At 71.7% G+C, this 21,783-nt stretch carries 19 protein-coding genes; 16 read left to right on the top strand and 3 right to left on the bottom strand.

The features are described 5' to 3' along the window. Positions 1 to 118: 118 nt before the first annotated feature. The gene (locus KO353_RS10260; RefSeq protein WP_218284590.1) at positions 119 to 883 is read right to left on the bottom strand and encodes a HugZ family pyridoxamine 5'-phosphate oxidase; all 765 of its coding nucleotides are present in this window, start codon (positions 881 to 883) and stop codon (positions 119 to 121) included. A gap of 75 nt (positions 884 to 958) precedes the next feature. Between KO353_RS10260 and KO353_RS10255 the strand changes: the two genes are divergently transcribed. From KO353_RS10255 to KO353_RS10205, 11 genes are all read left to right on the top strand, one after another. Beyond that, positions 959 to 1,660 carry a response regulator transcription factor gene (locus KO353_RS10255; protein ID WP_218284589.1) on the top strand — a complete coding sequence of 234 codons (702 nt, stop codon included), beginning with the start codon at positions 959 to 961 and terminating at the stop codon, positions 1,658 to 1,660. 24 nt (positions 1,661 to 1,684) lie between these two features. Then, the gene (locus KO353_RS10250) at positions 1,685 to 3,358 is read left to right on the top strand and encodes a stimulus-sensing domain-containing protein (RefSeq protein ID WP_218284588.1); all 1,674 of its coding nucleotides are present in this window, start codon (positions 1,685 to 1,687) and stop codon (positions 3,356 to 3,358) included. 86 nt (positions 3,359 to 3,444) lie between these two features. Beyond that, positions 3,445 to 3,924, top strand: a complete 480-nt coding sequence (locus KO353_RS10245; RefSeq protein ID WP_218284586.1) for an HPr kinase/phosphorylase — start codon at positions 3,445 to 3,447, stop codon at positions 3,922 to 3,924. Beyond that, on the top strand, positions 3,921 to 4,844 hold the full coding sequence (gene rapZ, locus KO353_RS10240; protein WP_218284584.1) for an RNase adapter RapZ: 924 nt from the start codon (positions 3,921 to 3,923) through the stop codon (positions 4,842 to 4,844). Before KO353_RS10245 ends, rapZ begins: the two co-directional genes overlap by 4 nt. 55 nt (positions 4,845 to 4,899) lie before the next feature. After that, positions 4,900 to 5,310, top strand: a complete 411-nt coding sequence (locus KO353_RS10235; RefSeq protein WP_218284582.1) for a PTS sugar transporter subunit IIA — start codon at positions 4,900 to 4,902, stop codon at positions 5,308 to 5,310. Beyond that, positions 5,307 to 5,672, top strand: coding sequence for an HPr family phosphocarrier protein (locus tag KO353_RS10230; RefSeq protein WP_218284581.1), 366 nt, complete (start codon positions 5,307 to 5,309; stop codon positions 5,670 to 5,672). The genes KO353_RS10235 and KO353_RS10230 overlap by 4 nt, the downstream gene beginning before the upstream one ends. Beyond that, positions 5,662 to 7,518 (top strand): phosphoenolpyruvate--protein phosphotransferase, encoded by a 1,857-nt coding sequence (ptsP, locus tag KO353_RS10225; RefSeq protein ID WP_218284580.1) that lies wholly within the window; start codon positions 5,662 to 5,664, stop codon positions 7,516 to 7,518. Before KO353_RS10230 ends, ptsP begins: the two co-directional genes overlap by 11 nt. A 97-nt stretch (positions 7,519 to 7,615) precedes the next feature. Then, positions 7,616 to 8,884: a glucose-1-phosphate adenylyltransferase gene (glgC, locus tag KO353_RS10220; RefSeq protein ID WP_218284578.1), complete on the top strand. Its 1,269-nt coding sequence runs from the start codon at positions 7,616 to 7,618 to the stop codon at positions 8,882 to 8,884. Between the two features lie 6 nt (positions 8,885 to 8,890). Beyond that, complete coding sequence (glgA, locus tag KO353_RS10215) at positions 8,891 to 10,318, top strand: glycogen synthase GlgA (RefSeq protein WP_218284577.1); 1,428 nt, start codon at positions 8,891 to 8,893, stop codon at positions 10,316 to 10,318. A gap of 138 nt (positions 10,319 to 10,456) precedes the next feature. Further along, the gene (gene zapE / locus KO353_RS10210) at positions 10,457 to 11,638 is read left to right on the top strand and encodes a cell division protein ZapE (RefSeq protein WP_218284576.1); all 1,182 of its coding nucleotides are present in this window, start codon (positions 10,457 to 10,459) and stop codon (positions 11,636 to 11,638) included. A gap of 11 nt (positions 11,639 to 11,649) precedes the next feature. Continuing rightward, a complete protein-coding gene (locus KO353_RS10205) occupies positions 11,650 to 12,045 on the top strand; it encodes an acyl-CoA thioesterase (RefSeq protein WP_218284574.1) in 396 nt (131 codons plus the stop codon). 56 nt (positions 12,046 to 12,101) lie between these two features. Here KO353_RS10205 and KO353_RS10200 read toward each other — a convergent pair whose 3' ends face one another. Continuing rightward, entirely contained in the window at positions 12,102 to 12,854 is a 753-nt protein-coding gene (locus KO353_RS10200) for an Npun_F0296 family exosortase-dependent surface protein (RefSeq protein WP_218284573.1), read from the bottom strand. Between the two features lie 429 nt (positions 12,855 to 13,283). Between KO353_RS10200 and KO353_RS10195 the strand changes: the two genes are divergently transcribed. The 5 genes from KO353_RS10195 to sucD all read left to right on the top strand — a co-directional run bounded on the left by KO353_RS10195 (position 13,284) and on the right by sucD (position 18,329). Further along, positions 13,284 to 14,660 carry a FliI/YscN family ATPase gene (locus KO353_RS10195; protein WP_218284571.1) on the top strand — a complete coding sequence of 459 codons (1,377 nt, stop codon included), beginning with the start codon at positions 13,284 to 13,286 and terminating at the stop codon, positions 14,658 to 14,660. Next, positions 14,650 to 15,072, top strand: coding sequence for a hypothetical protein (locus KO353_RS10190; protein WP_218284570.1), 423 nt, complete (start codon positions 14,650 to 14,652; stop codon positions 15,070 to 15,072). Before KO353_RS10195 ends, KO353_RS10190 begins: the two co-directional genes overlap by 11 nt. A 150-nt stretch (positions 15,073 to 15,222) precedes the next feature. After that, a complete protein-coding gene (gene mdh, locus KO353_RS10185) occupies positions 15,223 to 16,176 on the top strand; it encodes a malate dehydrogenase (RefSeq protein ID WP_218284569.1) in 954 nt (317 codons plus the stop codon). An 82-nt stretch (positions 16,177 to 16,258) separates the two neighbouring features. Further along, positions 16,259 to 17,455, top strand: coding sequence for an ADP-forming succinate--CoA ligase subunit beta (sucC, locus tag KO353_RS10180; RefSeq protein WP_218284568.1), 1,197 nt, complete (start codon positions 16,259 to 16,261; stop codon positions 17,453 to 17,455). Position 17,456: 1 nt separating this feature from the next. After that, positions 17,457 to 18,329, top strand: coding sequence for a succinate--CoA ligase subunit alpha (gene sucD, locus KO353_RS10175; protein WP_218284567.1), 873 nt, complete (start codon positions 17,457 to 17,459; stop codon positions 18,327 to 18,329). A 397-nt stretch (positions 18,330 to 18,726) separates the two neighbouring features. Here the strand turns inward: sucD and KO353_RS10170 are convergent, their stop codons facing one another. Further along, positions 18,727 to 21,663 carry an Rne/Rng family ribonuclease gene (locus KO353_RS10170; protein ID WP_218284565.1) on the bottom strand — a complete coding sequence of 979 codons (2,937 nt, stop codon included), beginning with the start codon at positions 21,661 to 21,663 and terminating at the stop codon, positions 18,727 to 18,729. Positions 21,664 to 21,783 lie beyond the last annotated feature (120 nt).

The raw sequence follows: 21,783 nt of genomic DNA, 5'->3' as shown, positions 1-21,783 counted from the left end.
CCCTCCCGGACGGCGTTGCCGCCGCTCCGCCGACGCGCGCTTGCGCGCCGCTTCTGATGCATCAACCTAGACGCCGGTCCGCCGCCCCCGCAACCCCCGGAGCGGCGACGCCCGCGCGCTACCGCCCGAGCGCCTCGCGCCCGGCGCGGGCGGCGAGGATCAGGGCGCGCCGCACGCCGTCGGCGTCGCCGACAGGGGCCTCGAAGGCGAGGCGCCGCACCTCCTCGCCGCGCGCGAAATCGCACCCGTCCACGTCGACCGCGACGAGACGCCAGCCCTCCCCCGCTCCGCCCAACAGGCCGCAGGCAATCGCCGCGCAGGCGTCCGGGTGGTCCTGGTTCACATGCGCGACGATCTCGGCCTCCGCCTCGGCGATTCGTTGCACGGCGTCCGGGTCCGGCCGAAGCGCCGAGGCAGCCAGCCGATGCGCCATGGCGAAGCCGCCGACGAACTGCGCCTCCGTGATCTCCATGCGCCAGAGCGAGAAATCGGGCAGGTCGGCATAGAGCGCCGCATAGGGGTGCCGCGCGAGCCAGCGCGCCTTGAGCGCGGCGCGCTCTGCCTCCGGCACCCTCGCGGCGATGCCGGTGAGCGTCACCCGCGGCCGGGTCTGCGGGTTCGGGCTTGGCGCCGGACCTGTGATCAGGAGAGCGCAGCGCGGCTCCTCGGCGAGGTGGCGTGTGTGCGGCGAGAGCGCCGAGAGCCACAAGAGCGGCGAGAGATCGGGGGCCGTGGCCGGAGTGACGAGGCTCGCGTAGGGCTGGTCGCCCGCGCGCGTCGCAAGCGCCGCCTCCGACGCGGCGCGGATCAGACGCCGCGCCTCCCACGGCGCCGCCTCGCGCGACCGTGCGAGCGCCGCCCTTGCCTCCTCATCCAGAGCCATGCGTTCCCGCCCTCCGCGAGTTCCGCCATACTCTCCCCCGAGCAGGGGGCGGGCAGCCCCCGCGGAGGAGTCTCCATGCCGCACACCATCGCCCTCGTCGACGACGACCGCAACATCCTCACCTCGTTGCAGATGACGCTCGAGGCGGAGGGGTTCCAGGTGCGAACCTACACCGACGGGGAGAGCGCGCTGCACGGCATCACCGCCAGACCGGTCGATCTCGCGGTGCTCGACATCAAGATGCCGCGCATGGACGGGCTCGAACTGTTGCAACGGCTGCGCAAGCAGTCGGCCCTGCCGGTGATCTTCCTCACCTCGAAGGACGAGGAGGTCGACGAGCTGATGGGCTTGCGGCTCGGCGCCGACGACTACATCACCAAGCCCTTCAGCCAGCGTCTCGTGATCGAGCGGATCCGCGCCCTCTTGCGGCGCAACGAGGTGGCGCGCGGTGAGGGATCGGGCACGCCTGCCTCGGGCGTGCTCACCCGCGGCAGCCTGACGCTCGACGAGAACCGCCATCTCTGCCTCTGGAAGGGGGCCAACGTGCAGCTCACCGTCACCGAGTTCCTGCTCGTGAAGGCGCTCGCCGCCCGGCCCGGGATCGTCAAGAGCCGCGACCAGCTGATCGATGCCGCCTATGGCGAGAACATCTACGTCGACGACCGGACGATCGACAGCCACGTGAAGCGGATCCGCAAGAAGTTCCGCGCCGTGGACCCCGGATTTGCGCAGATCGAGACGCTCTACGGGATCGGCTACCGGTTCAAGGAGGAGTGACGGCGGGCGCGGGCGCGGCGCGGCATGCCGGATACCGCGCTGCAGGCGGCCGAGGCGACGAGGCCGCCGCCGACGCGCCGGTCGCGGCCGTCGCGCACGCACGGCGCGCGCAGTCTCGCCTCGCCGCTTTTGCGCCGCATCCTGCTCGTCAACGCCCTGCCGGTGGCGCTGCTTGCGGCGGCGCTTCTCTATCTCGGCGACTACGAGCGGGGTCTCGTCGATGCGGCCGTATCGGGGCTTCGGATCCAGGCGCAGATCTACGCCGGGGCGATCGGCGAGAGCGCCACCACGGTCGAGAACCCCGAGGCGCCCTCGATCAACGCCGATCTCGCCCGGCCGCTGTTGCGTCGTATCGTCGAGCCAACCCCGGAGGCGCAGGCGCGGCTCTTCGGCCCCGGCGGCGTGTTGATCGCCGACAGCCGCGTCCTTCCCGGCCCGGGTGGCACCGTCGTCACCGAGCCCTTGCCGGCGCCGCAGCCGCCGCGCGGCCTGCTCGGCAGGCTCGCCAAACAAGCGCATGACGCTGCGGTGGCCCTGCTCGTGCGCGGCTCGGCCTACCCGACCATCCCCGACGGCGCCGACTGGATGCCCGACCTCGCCACCGCCTTCCCGAGGATCGCCGAGGGCGACGCGCCGCCGGTGCTCCGCCGCACCGCCGACGGGCGCCTCGTCATCTCCGTCGCCGTGCCAGTCAGCCGGAACCGGCGCACGGTCGGCGCGATCGTGCTGACGCGCGAGGCGCACGAGGTGGACGCGGCCCTGTTCCAGGTGCGGATGACGATCCTCGCAACCGTCGCTCTGGCCCTTGTCGTCACGGTCGGCATGTCGGTCTATCTCGCTGCGACGATCGCCCGCCCGGTGCGCCGCCTCGCCCGGGCCGCCGAGCGCATGCGCGAGGGCCGCGGCCGATCTCGCAGCGTGCCGCGCGACCTCGTCGCCCGACGCGACGAGATCGGCGAGCTCGCCGACGCGCTCGACGAGAGCGCCACCGCGCTCTGGGCGAGGATGGACGCGATCGAGCGCTTCGCCGCGGACGTCGCGCACGAGATCAAGAATCCGCTGACCTCGATCCGCAGCGCGATCGAGACTCTGCGCCGGCTCGACGACCCGGAACGGCAGCAGCGACTGCTGTCCATCATCTCCGAGGATGTGCAGCGCCTCGATCGGCTGATCAGCGACATCTCCGACGCGAGCCGGGTGGATGCAGAGCTGTCGCGCACCCCGACCGAGCCGGTCGATCTCGGCCCGATCCTCGCCACGCTCGCCGAGCTGCACGAGGCGACGCGCGGCGAGGGCGAACCACGGATCGTGGTCGACGCGCCTTCAGAGGGGCTGACCGTGCGCGCGGTCGAGGGCAGGCTCGTGCAGGTTCTGCGGAACCTGATCGCCAACGCCGTGAGCTTCAGCCCGCCGAACGGCATCATCCGGCTGATCGGCCGGCAGGGGGGGGGCATCGTTGAGATCGCGGTCGAGGATGAGGGCCCCGGCATTCCGGAGGCGCGTCTCGAGCACGTGTTCGAGCGCTTCTACTCGGAGCGGCCGCGCGGCGAGAAATTCGGCAGCCACTCTGGGCTCGGGCTGTCGATCTCGCGCCAGATCATCGAGGCGCTGCGCGGCACGATCACCGCCGAGAACAGGCGCGGCGCGGACGGTCGGGTCTTGGGCGCGCGCTTCGTGGTCAGGCTGCCGGCGGCGTGAGCGCTCGCCCAAGGCAGGAGCGCGGAACGCGGCGGAGGCCGCGCTTGACAGCCGCCCCTCGGCTCGGGCGGTAGTGGCTGGCGACGATGCAGATCCACGCGACATGCTGCGCGCGCGACAGGGCGGACGGGCCGGCCGGCGTGCTGCTGCTCGGCCCCCCGGGCAGCGGCAAGTCCGACCTCGCGCTGAGGTTGATCGAGTCCGGGTTCCGTCTCGTCGCCGACGACCGCGTGGACATCGAGACCACGCCCGAGGGCGCCTTCGCCTCCGCCCCGGCCGCGCTCGCCGGACTGATCGAGGTGCGCGGCATCGGCATCCTGAGGCTTGGCGACACGGTGTCGCGCGCACGCCTCCGCCTTGCCGTCACGCTCACCCCGCGCGCGTCGCAGGAGCGCCTGCCGGAGCCGGCAGAGAGCGTGCTCGCCGGGCACTCGGTTCCGACCATCATGATCGACCCGGAGGCGCCGTCGGCGGTGGCCCGGATCCGGCTCGCGCTCGACGTGCTCGAGGGCCGCGCCGCGAGCCGCTGCGGCGCGCTCGGCGTCACGCCCGCGGTCTCGCCGTGACGGAAGAGCTCCGGCGGCGGACCGTAGCGCTCATCACCGGCCTCTCCGGAGCGGGCCGGTCCTCGGTGCTTCGGGTGCTCGAGGATCTCGGCTGGGAGACGATCGACACCCCGCCGCTTGCGGTGATCGAGACCCTGCTCGCCGCGGCGGACCGCACCACGCCGCTTGCGATCGGCCTCGACTCCCGGCGCGGCCGGCTCGACGCCGCCGCCGCCGCGGCGCTGGTCGAGCGAGCGCGCGCGGACGAGGGGCTCGACCTGACCGTCGTGTTCCTGACAGCGGATGAGGAGACGCTTCTGCGGCGCTACACCGAAACCCGCAGGCGCCACCCGATGGCGGAGCAGGGCGGCGTGCTCGAGGGCGTGCAGCGCGAACGGGCGCTGTTCGCCCCGCTCGAGGCGATCGCCGACGTGGTGCTCGACACCTCCGAGATGCCGCTGCCTGACCTGCGTGCCCAGGTGGAGGCGCGCTTCGCGCGGCCGGACGACTCCACGCTCTGGATCGGCGTCGTGAGCTTTTCCTTCGCGCGGGGGTTGCCGCGGGAGGCTGACCTCGTGTTTGACGTGCGATTCCTGAGGAACCCCTACTACCAGGCGCAGCTGAAGCCGCTGACCGGCCTCCATCCCTCGGTCGCCGACTACGTTGCCGGCGACCCGGATTTTGCCGCATTCTACGGGCGCATGACCGGCCTCCTTTTTCCGCTCTTGCCCCGCTATGTCCGGGAGGGGAAGAAGTATCTGACCATCGCGATCGGCTGCACGGGCGGCCGACACCGTTCCGTGATGGTTGCCGACAGGCTCGGCTCCGATCTCAGGGAGCGGGGCTGGCGTGTCTCCGTCGCCCACCGGGACATCCGGACGGCGCCGGACACCGCGAGAGCCGATGGCGGCACGGCGGCACAGGTGACCAACGGTCCATGACCACCCACCTCAGTCTCGCTGCGTCGGCGCCGAGGCAAGGCTCGGGCGCGGCGTCATGATCGGGCTCGTGCTCGTCACACACGGCCGGCTCGCCGAGGAGCTCAGGCTCGCGATGGAGCATGTGGTCGGCCCGCAGCCCGGCGTGGCGACGGTCTGCATCGGCCCCGACGACGACATGGAGAGCCGGCGCGCCGATATCCTCCGCGGCATCGCCCAGGTGGATACCGGCGACGGCGTGGTCCTGCTCACCGACATGTTCGGCGGCACGCCGTCGAACCTCGCGATCTCGGCGATGAACGGCAGAAACGTCGAAGTGCTTGCGGGCGTGAACCTGCCGATGCTCGTCAAGCTTGCCGCCGTCCGCGCCACCGAGCCGCTGCGCACGGCGGTCGCCTGCGCCCAGGATGCGGGGCGGAAATACATCGGCGCCGCCTCGCGCCTTCTCTCCGACGAGCACCCGCGATGAACCCAGAGGAATCGATCGGCGAGGACTGGCCCAAGGAGGGCCCGAGCGATCCGGCCGACCCGTTCCCGGCTGAGAGGGACCCGAACGCGCCGCCGCCTCTGGTGCGCGAGCTCGTGATCCGCAATCAGCGCGGCCTGCACGCCCGCGCCGCGGCGAAGTTTGTCAAGCTCGCCGAGACCTTCTCGGCCTGCATCACGGTGCGCAAGAACGGCATGGCCGTCTCCGGCCGCTCGATCATGGGCCTGATGATGCTCGGCGCGGGGCAGGGCTGCCCCGTCATCCTCGAGGCCGAGGGCTGGGACGCGCGCGAGGCGCTCGACGCGCTCGCCGGCCTCATCGAGGCCGGCTTCCATGAGGACTGATACGCGGCCCTCCCGCAAAAGCGGCGGCGACGGCCAGCCCCCCGCGCGCGAGCCCCGGCGCGGGCCGTCCGCCGCGGAGCGCGTCCTGCACGGGCTCGCCGTCTCTCCGGGCATCGGCATCGGCCGGCTCGCCACCGCGACCGAGAGCACGCCACGGATCGAGCGGCGCGAGCTCTTCGACCACCAGGTGGCCTGGGAGATCGAGCGCTTCGACGCCGCCGTCGCGGCCTCGCGCAAGCAGCTCGCGAAGCTTCGCGCCCGGCTCTCGATCCTGCCCGAGGACGCCAACCGCGAGCTCGAGCCGCTGCTCGACGCCTATGCGCAGATGCTCGGCAACAGCCGCCTGATCCGCGGCATCCGGCGCGCGATCGCGGAGAAGCGGATCAATGCCGAGGCGGCGGTGGCGGACGAGGCCGAGGCTCTGGCCGAGGCGATGGCCTCCTCCGGCAGCGACGACCGCGCCGCACGCCAGCGCCGCGCCGACGAGGTGCGCGAGATCGGCCGCAGGCTCCTGCGCAACCTCACCGCCACGCCGTGGCGGAACTACGCCACCCTACCGGACGGATCGGTGCTCGCCGCCGAGCTCCTGACGCCATCGGATGCGGCGCTGCTCGAGCCGGCGCGGCTCGCCGGTGTCGCCGCCGAAGAAGGCGGGCTCGAGGGCCACACCGCGATCATGCTGCGCGCCCTCGGTCTGCCGGCTGTGCTCGGCGTCGCCGGGCTGATGGAACACGCCACCCCCGGAACCACCGTTGTGGTGGACGGCACAGCCGGAACCGTGACGCTGAACCCCACCCCGGCCACCCTCGCCGCGGCCCGTCGCGCGCTCGCGGCCTACGCGCGCGAGAAGCAGCGCCTCGCCAAGCTCCGGCGCCTGCCGGCGGTGACGAAGGACGGCGAGACCGTGGAGCTCCAGGCCAATCTCGAGCTGCCCATGGAGCTGCCGATGATCGCCCAGTCGGGCGCCGTCGGGATCGGTCTGTTGCGCACCGAGTTCCTGTTCATGAACCGCGACGACGTGCCCGACGAGGACGTCCAGGCCGAGGCCTACGCCCAGGTGGTCGACGCGATGCAGGGCGACCCGGTGACGATCCGTGTGCTCGACTGGGGCGGCGAGAAGCAGATCGAGAGCCTTGTGTCGCGCGGCCTCGTTCCCGGCGCGGGCGGTGACAATCCCGCCCTCGGCGTGCGCGGGATCAGGCTCCTGCTCAAGGAGACCGACCTGTTCGAGACGCAGCTCGCCGCCATCCTGCGCGCTGCTTTGCGCGGTCCGGTGCGGGTGCTGTTGCCGATGGTGACCACGCCCGCTGAAGTGCGCGAGGCGCGCGACCTCTACGACCGCGTCGCACGGCGGCTCCGCCGCCGCGGCCTTGATCTGCCCGATCCGCTGCCGCCGCTCGGCATCATGATCGAGACGCCGGGGGCGGCGCTCGCCGCCGACAGCCTCGCGCTCGAAGCGGACTTCTTCGCGATCGGAACGAACGACCTCGCGATGTACACCCTCGCGGTCGATCGCGCCGAGACCGGGGCGAGCCACCTCTACGACCCGCTCCACCCGGCCGTCTTGAGGCTGATGCAGTTCGCGACCGAAGCCGCGCTCAGGATGCGCATGCCGGTCTCCGTCTGCGGCGAGATCGCGGGCGACCCGCGGCTGACGCCGCTCCTCCTCGGCCTCGGCATACGCTCGCTGTCGATGACCTCGGGCGCGGTGCCGCGGGTGAAGCAGGCGGTGCGGTCGGTCGCGATCGACGATTGCGCCCGCTTCGCGCGCGCGGTGATGGAGCAGTCAGACCCCGCACGGATCGCCTCCCTCATCGCCGAGTTCAAGGCCCGCGCCGTAGGCTGAGACCGCGGCGGCACACGCCCGGCCGCGTGCTTGGACACCGGCAGGCCGCTTCGGCTAATGATCGCGGCAAGACCGGGAAGCTGCGGGAGGGGCCTCGATGACAGGAACGCGCGACTGGTCGGGCCCGCTGGCGCGCGAGGCCATGGCCTATGTGCTCGCGGGCGGCCGCGGCAGCCGGCTGATGGAGCTGACCGACCGTCGCGCCAAGCCCGCCGTCTTCTTCGGCGGCAAGACGCGCATCATCGACTTCGCCCTCTCCAACGCGCTGAATTCGGGGATCAGGCGCATCGGGGTCGCCACGCAGTACAAGGCACACAGCCTGATCCGCCACCTGCAGCGCGGCTGGAGCTTCTTCCGCCCCGAGCGGAACGAGAGCTTCGACATCCTGCCCGCCTCGCAGCGCGGCGGCGACGAGCGCTGGTACGCGGGCACGGCCGATGCCGTCTACCAGAACATCGACATCATCGAGAGCTACGGCCCGCGCTATCTCGTGATCCTCGCGGGCGACCACATCTACAAGATGGACTACGAGCCGATGCTGCGCGACCACGTCGAACGCCGGGCCGACGTGACGGTCGGCGTGATCGAGGTGCCGAGGCAGGCGGCGCGCAGCTTCGGGGTGATGCAGGTCGATGCCGACGACCGGATCGTCGAGTTCCTCGAGAAGCCGAAAGACCCGCCCGGGCTGCCGGGCCGGCCCGAGGTCGCGCTCGCCTCGATGGGAATCTACGTGTTCGAGGTGTCGTTCCTGTTCGACCAGCTCCGCCGCGACGCGGCCGACCCGCAGTCGGGACACGATTTTGGCGGCGACATCATTCCCTACATCGTGCGCAACGGGAAGGCGATCGCGCACCGGTTCGAGCGCTCCTGCGTCCGCTCGGCGGAGGAGCGCGTCGCCTACTGGCGCGACGTCGGAACGGTCGACGCCTACTGGGAGGCGAACATCGACCTCACCGCGGTGGTGCCGCAGCTCGACCTCTATGACCGTTCCTGGCCGATCTGGACGCATGCCGAGATCACGCCGCCGGCGAAGTTCGTGCATGACGAGGCGGGGCGACGCGGCGAGGCGATCTCCTCGCTCGTCTCGGGCAACTGCATCGTCTCCGGCGCCTCGGTGCGCCGGTCGCTCCTGTTCACCGGCGTGCACGCACGCTCGTATTCGCGGATCGAGGAGAGCGTGATCCTCCCCGACGTGACGATCGGCCGGCACGCGCGGCTGAAGAAGGTGGTGGTCGACCGCGGCGTCACCATCCCAGAGGGCCTTGTCGTCGGCGAGGACCCAGAGCTCGACGCGACGCGCTTCCGCCGCACCGAGAAGGGCGTGTGCCTGATCACGCAGGCGATGATCGACCGGCTCGCCGGGTGAGCAGCGGTGCGGGTGCTCGCCGTCGCCTCCGAGTGCTTCCCGCTCGTCAAGACGGGAGGGCTCGCCGACGTGGTCGGTGCTCTTCCCGCGGCGCTCGCCGCGCATGGCGTGGCGGTGACGACGCTCCTGCCCGGCTATCCTGCCGTGCGGGCAGCGCTCGCCGAGGCCTGCGAGATCGGGTCGGTTCCGGAAGGACGGCTCGTCGCAGGGCGCGCCGGGGCGCTCGATCTCGTCACCTTCGACGCGCCGGCGCTGTTCGACCGGCCGGGCGACCCCTACCGGCGCCCTGACGGGGCGGATTGGCCGGACAACGCGCTCCGCTTCGCCGCGCTCGCACGCGTCGCAGCCGCCATCGCGACGGGCCGGACGGCTCTGCCGCGGTTCGACCTTCTGCACGCGCATGACTGGCAGGCGGGGCTCGCCCCGGCCTATCTCGCCTTCGCCCCGGGCCCGCGCGTTCCCTCCGTTCTCTCGGTGCACAATCTCGCCTTCCAGGGCCAGTTCGGGGCGGAGCTCTTCCCCGCCCTCGGCCTTCCGGCGGAGGCCTTCGCGGTCGACGGCGTCGAGTATTACGGCGGTGTGGGGTTCCTGAAGGCGGGGCTCCACTACGCCGACCGGATCATCACCGTGAGCCCGACCTACGCGCGCGAGATCGCGACACCGGAGGGGGGTATGGGGCTTGATGGTCTGATCCGGGCGCGGAAGGATCGGATCACGGGGATCGTCAACGGCATCGACATAGAGGTGTGGTCCCCCGAGACGGATGCCGCGCTGCCACGACGCTACGACATCGGAACGCTAAGCTTGCGCGCGCACAACCGCGCCGCCGTCGAGGCGGCCTTCGGCCTCGGCCCCGGCCCGGGGCCGCTGTTCGCCGTGGTCAGCCGCCTCACCTGGCAGAAGGGGATCGACCTGATCGCCGAGGCGCTGCCTCTCCTGCTCGGCGCGGGCGGGAGGCTTGCCCTGCTCGGCACCGGCGATGCCGCGCTCGAGGGCGCGTTCCTCGCCGCCGCGGCGTCGCATCCCGGCCGTGTCGGCGTGCGCATCGGCTTCGATGAGGCACTGTCGCATCTGATGTTTGGCGGCGCCGATGCGGTGCTCGTTCCCTCGCGCTTCGAGCCCTGCGGCCTCACCCAGCTCTACGGGCTGCGCTACGGCTGCGTTCCGGTCGTGTCGCGCGTCGGGGGGCTCGCCGACACGGTGATCGACGCCAACGCCGCCGCGCTCGAGGCGGGCGTGGCTACAGGGATCCAGTTCTTCCCCGTTACGGCTTCGGCTCTCGGCGCCGCCATTCTCCGCGCGGCGGAGCTGTTCGCCGACGGCGAGGCCTGGGCCGGGATGCAGCGCGCCGGTATGCGCGCCGACCTCTCCTGGTCGCGCCGCGCCGGCGCCTATGCCGCCGTGTTCCGCGCCGCATGCGCCGCCGGCGCCTGACGCCGACCGCGGCGGTCTGACCGTCGGCTCGCAGCCGCCGCGCCGTCGTCCACGGAACGCCGCCGAGCGCGCGCCATGTGCCTTGGGCGCGCGCGCTGCGTTGCCGCGCCTCCGCGGTTCGGCTAAGGCGCGGAGCGGATGGACGCGACCGCAGAGACCACCATCGCCGAGGGGCCGCTGCCTGCCTGGCGCGCGCGCATCGCCCGCGGCGAACTTCTGCCCGATCCGGCTCAGGAATTCGCCGCCGAGCGGCTTCAGGGCCTGTGGCGTGCACTCGCGGGATATTCGCCTTCGCCGCGGCAGGGCGGGGTGCTCGAGGCGTTCCGAAGCCGCTTCGGCTTCGGCCGCGGCCGTGCGGCGCGGCAGCGACGCGTGCGCGAGGACGGGATGGACGCCCCGCAGGGGCTCTACCTCGTCGGGTCCGTCGGCCGCGGCAAGTCGATGCTGATGGATCTCTTCTTCGCCTCCGCTCCGGTGGCGCGCAAGCGCCGGGTTCATTTCCACGCCTTCATGCAGGAGGTGCACGCCTTCCTGCACCTGTTCCGCCAGAAGGCGAGCGGGGCCGACCCGATCCCGGTCCTCGCCGACCAGGTTGCGGCCCGGGCGCTGCTCCTCTGCTTCGACGAGTTCCAGGTGCACGACATCGCCGATGCGATGATCCTCGGGCGACTGTTCGAGGCCCTGTTCGCCCGCGGCGTTGTGGTGGTCGCGACCTCCAACACGGTGCCGGACGAGCTCTACAAGGACGGGCTGCAGCGTGACCGGTTCCTCCCCTTCATCGCGCTGCTGAAGGAACGGCTCGAGGTGATCGTTCTCGACGGCGGCCGCGACTACCGGCGCGACCGACTGATCGGCATGCGCACCTGGTGGTCGCCGGCCGACGAGCGGGCGGAGGCTGCGCTTTCCACCGCCTTCGCCGCGCTCGCGGGCGAAGGGGTCGCTCGGCCGATGACGCTCGAGGTGCTGGGCCGACGCGTCACCCTGCCGCTCGCGCTCAACCACGTCGCCCGGGCGGATTTCGAGACGCTCTGCGGCGCCGCCCTCGGCCCGGCGGACTATCTCGCTCTCGCGACCCACCTCAACGCTCTCGTGCTCGACCGGATCCCCCGCCTCTCGCCGGAGAACTTCGACCGCGCGCGCCGGTTCATCACGCTGATCGATGCGCTCTACGAGCACCGGGTGAAGCTTGTCGCCTCCGCCGACGACATCCCCGACCGGCTCTACGAACGCGGCGAGAACGCGGCCATGTTCCAGCGCACCGCGAGCCGGCTGATGGAGATGCAGAGCGAGGACTATCTCGCCCTGCCGCACCTCACCTGAAGGGAACGACGATGGCCGGACCGGAGATTCCCGAAACACCGCCCGCAGGCGAACCGGCTCTGCGCACGCTCGCGATGCCGGGTGACACGAACCCCGCCGGAGACATCTTCGGCGGTTGGGTGCTCGCGCAGATGGATCTCGGTGGCGGAATCGCGGCCGCGCGCGAGGCGCGTGGCAGGGTCGCGACCGTGGCGGTCGATGCGCTGTCGTTCCATCGCCCGGTGAAGGTGGGGGACGAGGTGTCGGTCTGGGCCGAGCTTCTTGGCATCGGCCGGACCTCGCTTCGCTACCGGGTCAGTCTCTGGCGGCGGCCGCGCGAGGCAGAGGCGCATGAGCGCGTGACGGTCGCGACCTTCACCTTCGTCGCGCTCGACGCGGCCGGGCGCCCGAGGCCGGTGCGGGGATGAACAAGAAGGGGCGGCCGCGGTGGGCCGCCCCCTGTCGAATGCTGTGAGGCGAAGCGTCAGGCCGTGCGGCGGCGGCGCGTCGCCCAGGCGAGGCCGAGCAGGGCCACGCCGAACACCCCGAGTGCCGCCGGAGCGGGGACGTTGAACGGATTGTCCCTGGCGAATGCGATGTTGTCGAACTCGAAGGCGAACTGGCTCGAGGTCGCCACCACGCGGGTGAAGGGAACCGTCGAGGTGATGTTGACGTAGACAGTCCCATTCACGCCCTGATCACCGATCGGGCTCGCGATCACGTCCGAACCGGTGATCGAGCCGATCAGCGTCGTGCCATTGTAGAAGCTCAGCGTGTTGTAGGTATCGACCGAGCCCCAGAGCAGGCCGAAATATGTGTATCCCCCGCTCCCCGGAAGCACAATCTCGGCTGCCGCGCCGACCACCGCCCCGAACGAGCCCGACGTTATGTAAGGGGTCGTGTCGGGGCCATTCGGCTGGTTGGCGGTGCCGATCGGGTTGCCGAAGCCGATGCCATTGCCGCCAGAGAGGAACGGGGCGGCGTATTGCCCACTCATGGACCCCGTGACGACGAGCGCGTTGGGCAAGAGGTTGACGGTAATGCCGCTCTGCGGCGAGGGGCCTTGGGGCGTTCCGGAGCCCGGCGTCATCCAGTCGAAGTTGTCGCGGGTCACCCCGGCGACGTTCGGGGCGCCGCCGACACTGCTGTTGATGGTCAATGGCGACGCGTCAGCCGCGCCGACCCCGACGATCGCGACCGAGGCTGTCGCCAGCAGGAACGTCCTCATGCCCTTCATACCATCTCTCCTGAACATCGGCCCGCACACGCGCGCCCTGTGTTGACGGGTCATGCACGGCCCATACCAAAAGCCAAGCCCTTGTGGTCGCTTGGAAATCTTGGATCATGCGCAGAGGATGTAAAGATTCCCGACAACGCACCGTCTCATTTCATGAGATTGCACGGGAGTTTCAAGACATGTCCGCCGGTAGAGGCAGAACCAGCTCTGCGCCACCTCTCTCTCGCCCTTCGGCAGGGGGCGGCCCGCGGGCCGCCTGGGCGAAGACGACGACGCTCCCGCCGCATGTAAGGTTTTCCGACTCACGCATCCGTCAGAGCTCATGCACATCCGTGAGGCGCTCTCGGGCGTGCAGACACGCGCATGCCTTCACCGCGCGTTAACCGCCCACGCCCCACACACATGGGCAGGACAGACGGGAGCGCCCGCATGCAGCCCGCCCTCGCCGCGACGAAGGATCCTCCGCTGCCGCTCGCCGAGCGTCTCGCCGCCGCCGCAACCGCCTTCCGTTCTCTCCCCCAACTCCAGCTGACAGGTCGGCTCGCCTCCGTCACCGGTCTTGCCGTCGAGGTCGAAGGGGTGACGGGGTTCCTCTCGGTCGGCGATCGTCTGGTCGCCACGGCGCGCGACGGCCGCGAGGTGATGCTCGAGGTGATCGGCTTCCGCTCGGGCCGCGCCCAGGCCATGGCGCTTGGCGATCTCGCCGGGCTCGGCCCAGGGATGCCCGCGCGCATCGGCGGCGAGGCGCGCTTCGCCGTCTCGCACGCCTGGCTCGGGCGCGTGATCGATCCGCTCGGCAACCCGCTCGACGGGCGTGGGCCCCTCCCTCCCGGGCCGGCGCCGCGCCTGGTGCGTGCCGCCCCGCCTCCCGCCACCGCGCGGGCGCGGCTCGGGCCGCGCCTGCCGCTTGGTGTGCGCGCGCTCGACCTCTTCACCGGCTGCCGGCAGGGGCAGCGGCTCGGCCTCTTCGCAGGCTCTGGGGTGGGCAAGTCCACGCTGATGGCGATGCTCGCGCGCCAGGCCGCCTGCGACGTCGCGGTGATCGCACTTGTCGGCGAACGCGGCCGAGAGGTGCGCGAGTTCATCGAGGACGATCTCGGCGAGGCGGGGCTCGCGCGATCGGTGGTCGTCGTCGCCACCTCCGATGCCGCGCCGCTGTTGCGCCGCGAGGCGGCGCACGCGGCGCTCGCGGTCGCCGAGCATTTCCGCGACGAGGGGCTGAACGTGCTCCTGATGATGGACAGCGTCACGCGGTTCTGCCTGGCGTTGCGCGAGATCGGCCTCTCCGCTGGCGAACCGCCGGCCACGCGCGGCTACCCGCCCTCGGTGTTCGCCGAGCTTCCGCGCCTGCTCGAGCGCGCCGGTCCCGGGCTCGAGGGCCGCGGCGGCGCGATCACCGCCCTCTTCACCGTCCTCGTCGAGGGCGAGGACCATGACGAGCCGGTAGCCGATGCTGCGCGCGGCATTCTCGACGGCCATGTCGTGCTCGAACGCAGGATCGCCGAAGCCGGGCGCTTCCCGGCGGTGAACGTGCTGCGCAGCCTCTCGCGTGCGGCAGACGGACTCCTCGCTCCCGAACAGAAGGCGCTGCTTGCGCGCGCACGCCGCCTGCTCGCCCTGCACAGCGAGATGGCCGACATGGTCCGTCTCGGCGCCTACCGGCCGGGCTCGGACCCAGAGGTGGACGAGGCGGTGCGGCTCGCTCCTCGAATCGAGGCCCTGCTCGCGCAAGGAAAGGACGAGACCGACACGCCCGAGGCGGCCTTTGCCGCTCTCGCCGCCATCCTGGACAGCCATGGCACGTGACGCGCTCGCAACGCTTGCGCGGCTGCGCCGCCTCGCGGTCACGGAGGCGCGTCGCGCACTCGCCGAGGCACTTCGCGTCGAGGAGCGCGTCGCCGCCGAGGCCGTCGCGGCGGAGCGGGCGCTGATGGCGGAGGCAGAGGCGGGCGACCCGGCGGCCTACGCGGCCTGGCTGCCGCGTGGGGTCGCCGAGGCACGCGCCGCAGCGGCGAAGGCGGCGGCGGCGGCGCGCGCGGCGGAGCGGCAGCGCGAGGCGCTTGCCGAGGCGCGCGCCGCCGAGCGGGCGGTCGAGATCATCGCGGCGCGTCGTGCCGCGGACGCGGCGAGAGCGGCGGAGCGTCGCGCCCAGGCACGGCTCGACGACGCGGCCGCGAGCGTGCGCCAGTTCCGAAGCGAGGGCGGCCGACGGCGCTGAGGGGAGGCTGAGCAGCGCGGCCCGCCGCCTTGCCGCAACGCATCAAACCGGCTAGGTCAACCACGCCCCGCCCGAGGCAGGGCGGCCGGCGCGCCCCTCCAGGCCCGCGCCGCGACATCACGTCGGCAAGCAAGGACGCAAGGCACACCCATGGCCCGACCGAAGATCGCGCTGATCGGCGCCGGCAATATTGGCGGCACGCTCGCCCACCTGATCGGCCTCAAGGAGCTCGGCGACGTCGTTCTCGTCGACGTGTTCGGCGGCGTCGCCGCCGGCAAGGCGCTCGACATCATGCAGTCGGGCCCCGTGGACGGGTTCGACGCGATGATGACCGGCGGGGCCGACTACGCCGCGATCAAGGGCGCGGAGGTGGTGATCATCACCGCCGGCTTCCCGCGCCAGCCGGGCATGAGCCGAGACGACCTCGTGTCAAAAAACGCGGGCGTGATCGCCACCGTGGCCGAGGCCGTCAAGGCACACTGCCCGGAGGCGTTCGTGATCGTCATCACCAACCCGCTCGATGCGATGGTGTGGGTGTTCCGCGAGAAGTCCGGCCTGCCGCCCGAGAAGGTCGTCGGCATGGCCGGCGTGCTCGACAGCGCCCGCTTCCGCCTCTTCCTCGCGCACGAGTTCGGCGTCTCGGTCGAGGATGTCACGGCCTTCGTGCTCGGCGGACATGGCGACACGATGGTGCCGCTCGTGCGCTACTCCACCGTCGCAGGAATCCCCCTGCCCGATCTCGTGAAGATGGGCTGGACCACCCAAGCGAGGATCGACGCGATCGTCGAGCGCACCAGGAGCGGCGGCGGCGAGATCGTGAAACTGCTCGAGAAGGGCTCGGCCTATTACGCACCGGCGGCAGCGGCGATCGCGATGGCCGAGAGCTACCTGCGCGACAAAAAGCGCGTGCTTCCCTGCGCCGCTTGGCTCACGGGCCAGTACGGTGTGAGCGACCTCTATGTCGGCGTGCCGGTGGTGATCGGCTCGGGCGGGGTCGAGCGGATCGTCGAGATCGCCCTCGACGATGCCGAGCGCGCCGCCTTCGCGCGGAGCTGCGCGGCGGTGCGAGAGCTGATCGAGGCCGCGCGCGCTCTCGTCGGCTGAACGCCGCGCCGGGCCCGGCCCCACGTCCGCGTACCCCCGTGCCGCGTCCCGAACACTCCCTCTCCGCAATGGAGACCCTGCGATGAACATCCACGAGTACCAGGCCAAGGAGCTGCTCGCGAAATACGGCGTGGCCGTGCTCAAGGGCGGTGTGGCCTGGAGCCCGGAGGAGGCGGAGCGGATCGCCGCCTCGCTCGCCTCACCCGTCACCGTGGTCAAGGCGCAGATCCATGCCGGCGGCCGCGGCAAGGGCCGCTTCCTCGACGACGCCTCCGGAAAGGGCGGGGTTCGGATCGCGCGCTCGCCGGCGGAGGCTCGGGCGGCCGCCGAGGCGATGATCGGCAAGGTGCTGGTGACGGCCCAAACCGGGCCCGCAGGGCGGAAGGTGCAGCGCGTCTATGTCGAGAGCGGCTGCGACATCGCCCGCGAGCTCTATCTCGGCCTGCTTGTCGATCGCTCGGTCGGCCGCGTGGCGATCATGGCCTCGACCGAGGGCGGGGTGGAGATCGAGGAGGTCGCCGCACGCCACCCCGAGCGTATCCTCCGCGTTCATGTCGACCCGGCGACGGGCGTGCAGCCCTTCCACGGCCGCACCCTCGCCTTCGGCCTTGGGCTGTCGGGGAGCGAGGTGCGCGCCTTCACCGGCTTCGTGCTCTCGCTCTACCGCGCCTTCGTCGAGCTCGACTGCGCGATCGTCGAGATCAATCCGCTCGTCGTCACGTCGTCGGGCGATGTGGTGGCGCTCGACGCCAAGGTGAGCTTCGACGACAACGCCCTGTTCCGCCACCTCGAGATCGCCGCTCTCCGTGACGAGAGCGAGATGGACCCGAAGGAGATCGAGGCGGCGAAGTACGACCTCAACTACGTCGCTCTCGACGGCAACATCGGCTGCATGGTCAACGGTGCCGGGCTTGCGATGGCGACGATGGACATCATCAAGCTCTACGGCGGCGAACCGGCCAATTTCCTCGACGTTGGCGGCGGCGCGACGAAGGAGCGCGTCACGGCCGCGTTCAAGATCATCCTCTCCGACCCCAAGGTCGAGGGAATCCTCGTCAACATCTTCGGCGGCATCATGCGCTGCGACGTGATCGCCGAAGGCGTGGTGGCCGCCGCGCGCGAGGTGTCGCTGTCGGTTCCGCTCGTCGTCAGGCTCGAGGGGACGAATGTCGAGCTCGGCAAGAAGATCCTCGCCGCCTCGGGGCTTCCGATCGTCTCCGCCGACAACCTCGCCGACGCCGCCGCCAAGGTGGTCCAGGCCGTGAAGGAGGCCGCCTGAGATGGCCATTCTTGTCGACGCCACCACCCGGGTGATTACCCAGGGCTTCACCGGCGCCCAAGGCACGTTCCACAGCGAGCAGGCGATCGCCTACGGGACGAAAGTGGTCGGCGGCGTCACGCCAGGAAAGGGCGGCACGACGCATCTCGACCTTCCGGTGTTCGACACCGTCGCCGAGGCAAAGGCGAAGACCGGGGCGACGGCGACCGCGATCTACGTTCCCCCCGCCTTCGCGGCGGATGCCATCCTCGAGGCGATCGACGCCGAGATGCCGCTGATCGTCTGCATCACGGAAGGGATTCCGGTGCTCGAGATGGTGAAGGTCAAGCGCGCTCTCACCGGCTCGAAGTCGAAACTGATCGGGCCGAACTGCCCCGGGATCATCACCCCCGATGCCTGCAAGATCGGTATCATGCCGGGCCACATCCACCGGCGCGGCAGGATCGGCATCGTCTCGAAGTCCGGCACCCTGACCTATGAAGCGGTGGCGCAGACCACCGCCGCGGGCCTGGGCCAGAGCACCTGTGTGGGCATCGGCGGGGACCCGGTGAAGGGTCTCGACTTCATCGAGGTGCTTGAGCTGTTCCTCGCCGATGACGAGACCCAGGCGATCATCATGATCGGCGAGATCGGCGGCCAGTCCGAGGTCGAGGCGGCGGAGTTCCTCGCCCGCGAGAAGCGGAAGAAGCCCGTGGTCGGCTTCATCGCCGGGGCCACCGCTCCGCCCGGGCGGCGCATGGGGCATGCGGGCGCGGTGATCTCGGGCGGCAAGGACACCGCCGCCTACAAGATGGCGGCAATGCGCGAGGCGGGCATCCTGGTCGCGGACAGCCCCGCCGCGCTCGGCTCGACGATGGTCAAGGCGCTCGGCTGAGCCGCGTCTGTCGGCGCGGAGCGGTCAGCCGATGCCGACGACCTCCCGGCCGGGCGGATGCGAGGGCGTGCTGCGGCCGTGCGGGACGCGCGCGCCGGCGGCGCTGCCGGCGGGCCGAGCTTCCGCCCCGCCCCCGGGGGGGCGCCGCTCCAAATGCGGCTGCGCGCTGTCGTGCCCGGCCCCGCCAGCCGCGGCATTCCCGAACACGACCGACGACGGGCGCGATCCCTCACCCTCTCGGGGAAACACTCCCGGGCGAGGTGCTGCCGACGGCAGACCTCGCCCACGCTCCGTGCCGGCCGGGCTAGAGCGGTTTCCAGATGAGTGGAAACCGCTCTGGCCTCATCTTGCGAGCATCTTCACGCCTACGGCTGTTTCCAGCCGTATGCGATCTGCTCTAGCGACGCCACCAGCCGCGCTTGCGCGGGACGTCGGGCGGCGCCTCGTCGACGACGATCGGCTTGATCTCCATCGAGGCGATCGGCGCTTTCGGCTCAGGCGCCGACGCCGGCGCGGCGGGCTGCGGGGCGTCGTGCACCGGCTCGACCACGGGCCGCTCCGGCAGGGCGGCGGCGGGCGGTGACGGAGCAGCGGCGGCAGGCGGGCCATCACCCGATGCGGCGACGACAGGCTCAGCCGCGACCTCGAGGGTCGCGGCAGGCGGCGTGTCGGTCGCGGTCAGCTCGCGTTCGATCGCCTCGAAGAGGTCGAGCGCCGTGTCGCCGAAGGGGTTGGCCGGTGTCGCGCCCTGGAACATCACAGGCGGGGCGGCCGGCTCGGCGCGCCCCGCGCCCGCCTCGTCCTCGCGGCGACGGCGTCGGCCGCCGCGTCGCCCGCGGCGGCGGCGCGTCCGCGCCGCCTCCTCACTCTCAGAAGCCCCTCGTGGCGGCCCTGCGGCGGCCCCCTCGTCCTCCGCCTCGGCCTCGGCGCTCATGGCCTCGGCAGGCTCGCTCACCGCGAGCCCGGGCTGGTCGCCGATCCCGGGCGGCACCGTTGCAGGAGCGGCGGCCGAGCCCTCCTCGCGCCTGCCGCGCCTGCGGCGGCGGCGGCGGCGGCGCCGTTCGCCGTCGCCTGTGGAGGGCTGTGGACGGTCAGGCTGCGCCTCGCGCTCCCCTTCCTGAGCGGTCTCCTCGACGCTCTCCTCGACCTCCGCCTCGGCCGCCGCCTCCTCCTCGTCGTCCTCGGCCGGCGGCGGTGGCGGCAGGGGGGCGGGGGCCGCGGGTGGAGCGACGATCACGGGGGGCTTGGTTCGCTCGATCCTGTGCGCGGGGGGAATGAGCGTGTCGTCAGCGGCGAACAGGATCCGCATCGAGAACGCCGCCTCGAGCTCGGCGAGGCGCTGGCGCTTCATGTTGAGCAGGTAGAGCGCGACCGAACCGGCGCAGCGGACGACGATCTCGCCCGCCCGGCGCCGCGCCGCCTCGTCTTCGATCGCGCGCAGGACCTGAACCGCCGCGCTCTCGGTCGAGCGGACGAGGCCGGTGCCGCCGCAGTGCGGGCAGGTGACGAAAGCGGTCTCGGTCAGGCTCGGGCGGAGGCGCTGGCGGCTCATCTCGAGCAGGCCGAAATGGCTGATCCGGCCGACCTGGATCCGCGCGCGATCGTGCTTCAGCGCCTCCTTCAGGCGCCGCTCGACGGCGGCGTTGTTGCGGCTCGTCTCCATGTCGATGAAGTCGATCACGATCAGCCCCGCGAGGTCGCGCAGGCGGAGCTGGCGGGCGATCTCGTCCGCCGCCTCGAGATTGGTCTTGAGCGCGGTCTCCTCGATGTTGCGCTCGCGCGTCGATCGGCCCGAATTGACGTCGATCGCGACCAGCGCCTCGGTCTGGTTGATCACGATCGAGCCGCCCGATCGGAGCTCGACGCGCGGCGAGTGCATCGCATCGAGCTGCGCCTCGACGCCGGCGCGCGCGAACAGGGGCACGCCGCCGTCGCGGTAGAGCTGCACCTTCTTCGCATGCGACGGGATCAGCATGCGCATGAAGTCCTTGGCGGCGCGGTAGGCCTCCTCGCCGTCCACCAGGATCTCGTCGATGTCGCGCGAGTAGAGGTCGCGGATCGCGCGCTTGATGAGGTTCGCCTCCTCGTAGATCAGGGCCGGGGCGACGGAGGCGAGCGTCTTTTCGCGGATGCTGTCCCACAGCCGGAGGAGATATTCGCAGTCGCGCTTGATCTCAGCCTTGGGGCGGTTCGCCCCGGCGGTGCGGACGATCAGGCCCATGCCCTTCGGTAGGTCGAGCTCGGCCATGATCTCGCGCAGGCGCTTGCGGTCGGCCGCGGAGGAGATCTTGCGGCTGATCCCGCCGCCGTGCGGCGTGTTCGGCATCAGGACGCAGTAGCGGCCGGCGAGCGAGAGATAGGTGGTCAGCGCTGCCCCTTTGTTTCCACGCTCCTCCTTCACCACCTGCACGAGCAGGATCTGCCGGCGCTTGATCACCTCCTGGATCTTGTAGTTGCGGAGGAAGCGTGGGTTGATCCGCCGCGGCCGCTCCTCTTCGGCGCCGTCGCCGCCGCCGATGGTCTCCGGCACGGCCGGCTCCGCTGCCACCTCGGCCACCTCGCCGCGGCCGCGCACCTCTTCCGACTCGTCGGGCGCGGCAGGGGAGTCCTCCCCCGGCCCGTCGTCGCGGGCTTGCTCGGCGGTCGCGAGCGGGTCGGCCTGCGGCGCTGGCGGGATCGCGATCCGGTCGGGCTCGGCGGAGATGGTCTCGCCCTCGATCCGCACCGGCTGCGCGCTCGGCGGCCGCGGTGTGGGGGTGGATTCGGTCCCGTCCTCCGGCGTGGACGCGGGCGCGGGGGGAAGATCGGGCACGACGGCCGCCTCGGCCGGCCGAGGCGGTTCGGGCGCCTCGAAGGGAGGGGGCGTGGGCGCGGTGTCCTTGGCGGCAGAGGCCGAGGCCTCCGATGCTGCCACCGGCGACTCCGGTGCAGGCGACGAACCACCGGGCGGCTCTTCCTGCGGCGACCCCTCCGCCGCCGCAGCGCCTGCTTGCGAGGCTGCCTCCGCGGGCGCCAGCTCCCCCCCGTCCTCCTCCTCTTCGGCCGCCTCCTGTTCGGCGAGAGCGAGCAGGCGTTGCCGGTCGGCGACCGGGATCTGGTAATAGTCGGGGTGGATCTCGCCGAAGGCGAGGAAACCGTGGCGGTTTCCGCCGAACTCGACGAACGCGGCCTGGAGGCTCGGCTCGACCCTCACCACGCGGGCGAGGTAGATGTTGCCCTTGAGGGTTCGCTTGGTTGAGGTCTCGACGTCGAACTCCTCGAGGCGATTGCCGTCAAGAACGACAACGCGCGTCTCCTCGGGGTGGGTGGCGTCGATCAGCATGCGCTTGGTCATGGACACTCGGTCTCCGCGCCAGGGCGGCACTCGGGCGCGTGGCCGGTGCCGAGCCGTGGCGGCAAGGGGATGGACGGGGGCCACCGGCACGGGCGGCGGTGGGCGGAAGCGGGTCAGGGC

Origin of the sequence: Elioraea tepida, assembly GCF_019203965.1 — a bacterium.
Taxonomy (GTDB): domain Bacteria; phylum Pseudomonadota; class Alphaproteobacteria; order Acetobacterales; family Acetobacteraceae; genus Elioraea_A; species Elioraea_A tepida.
This window is presented reverse-complemented; position numbering and strand designations above follow the sequence as displayed.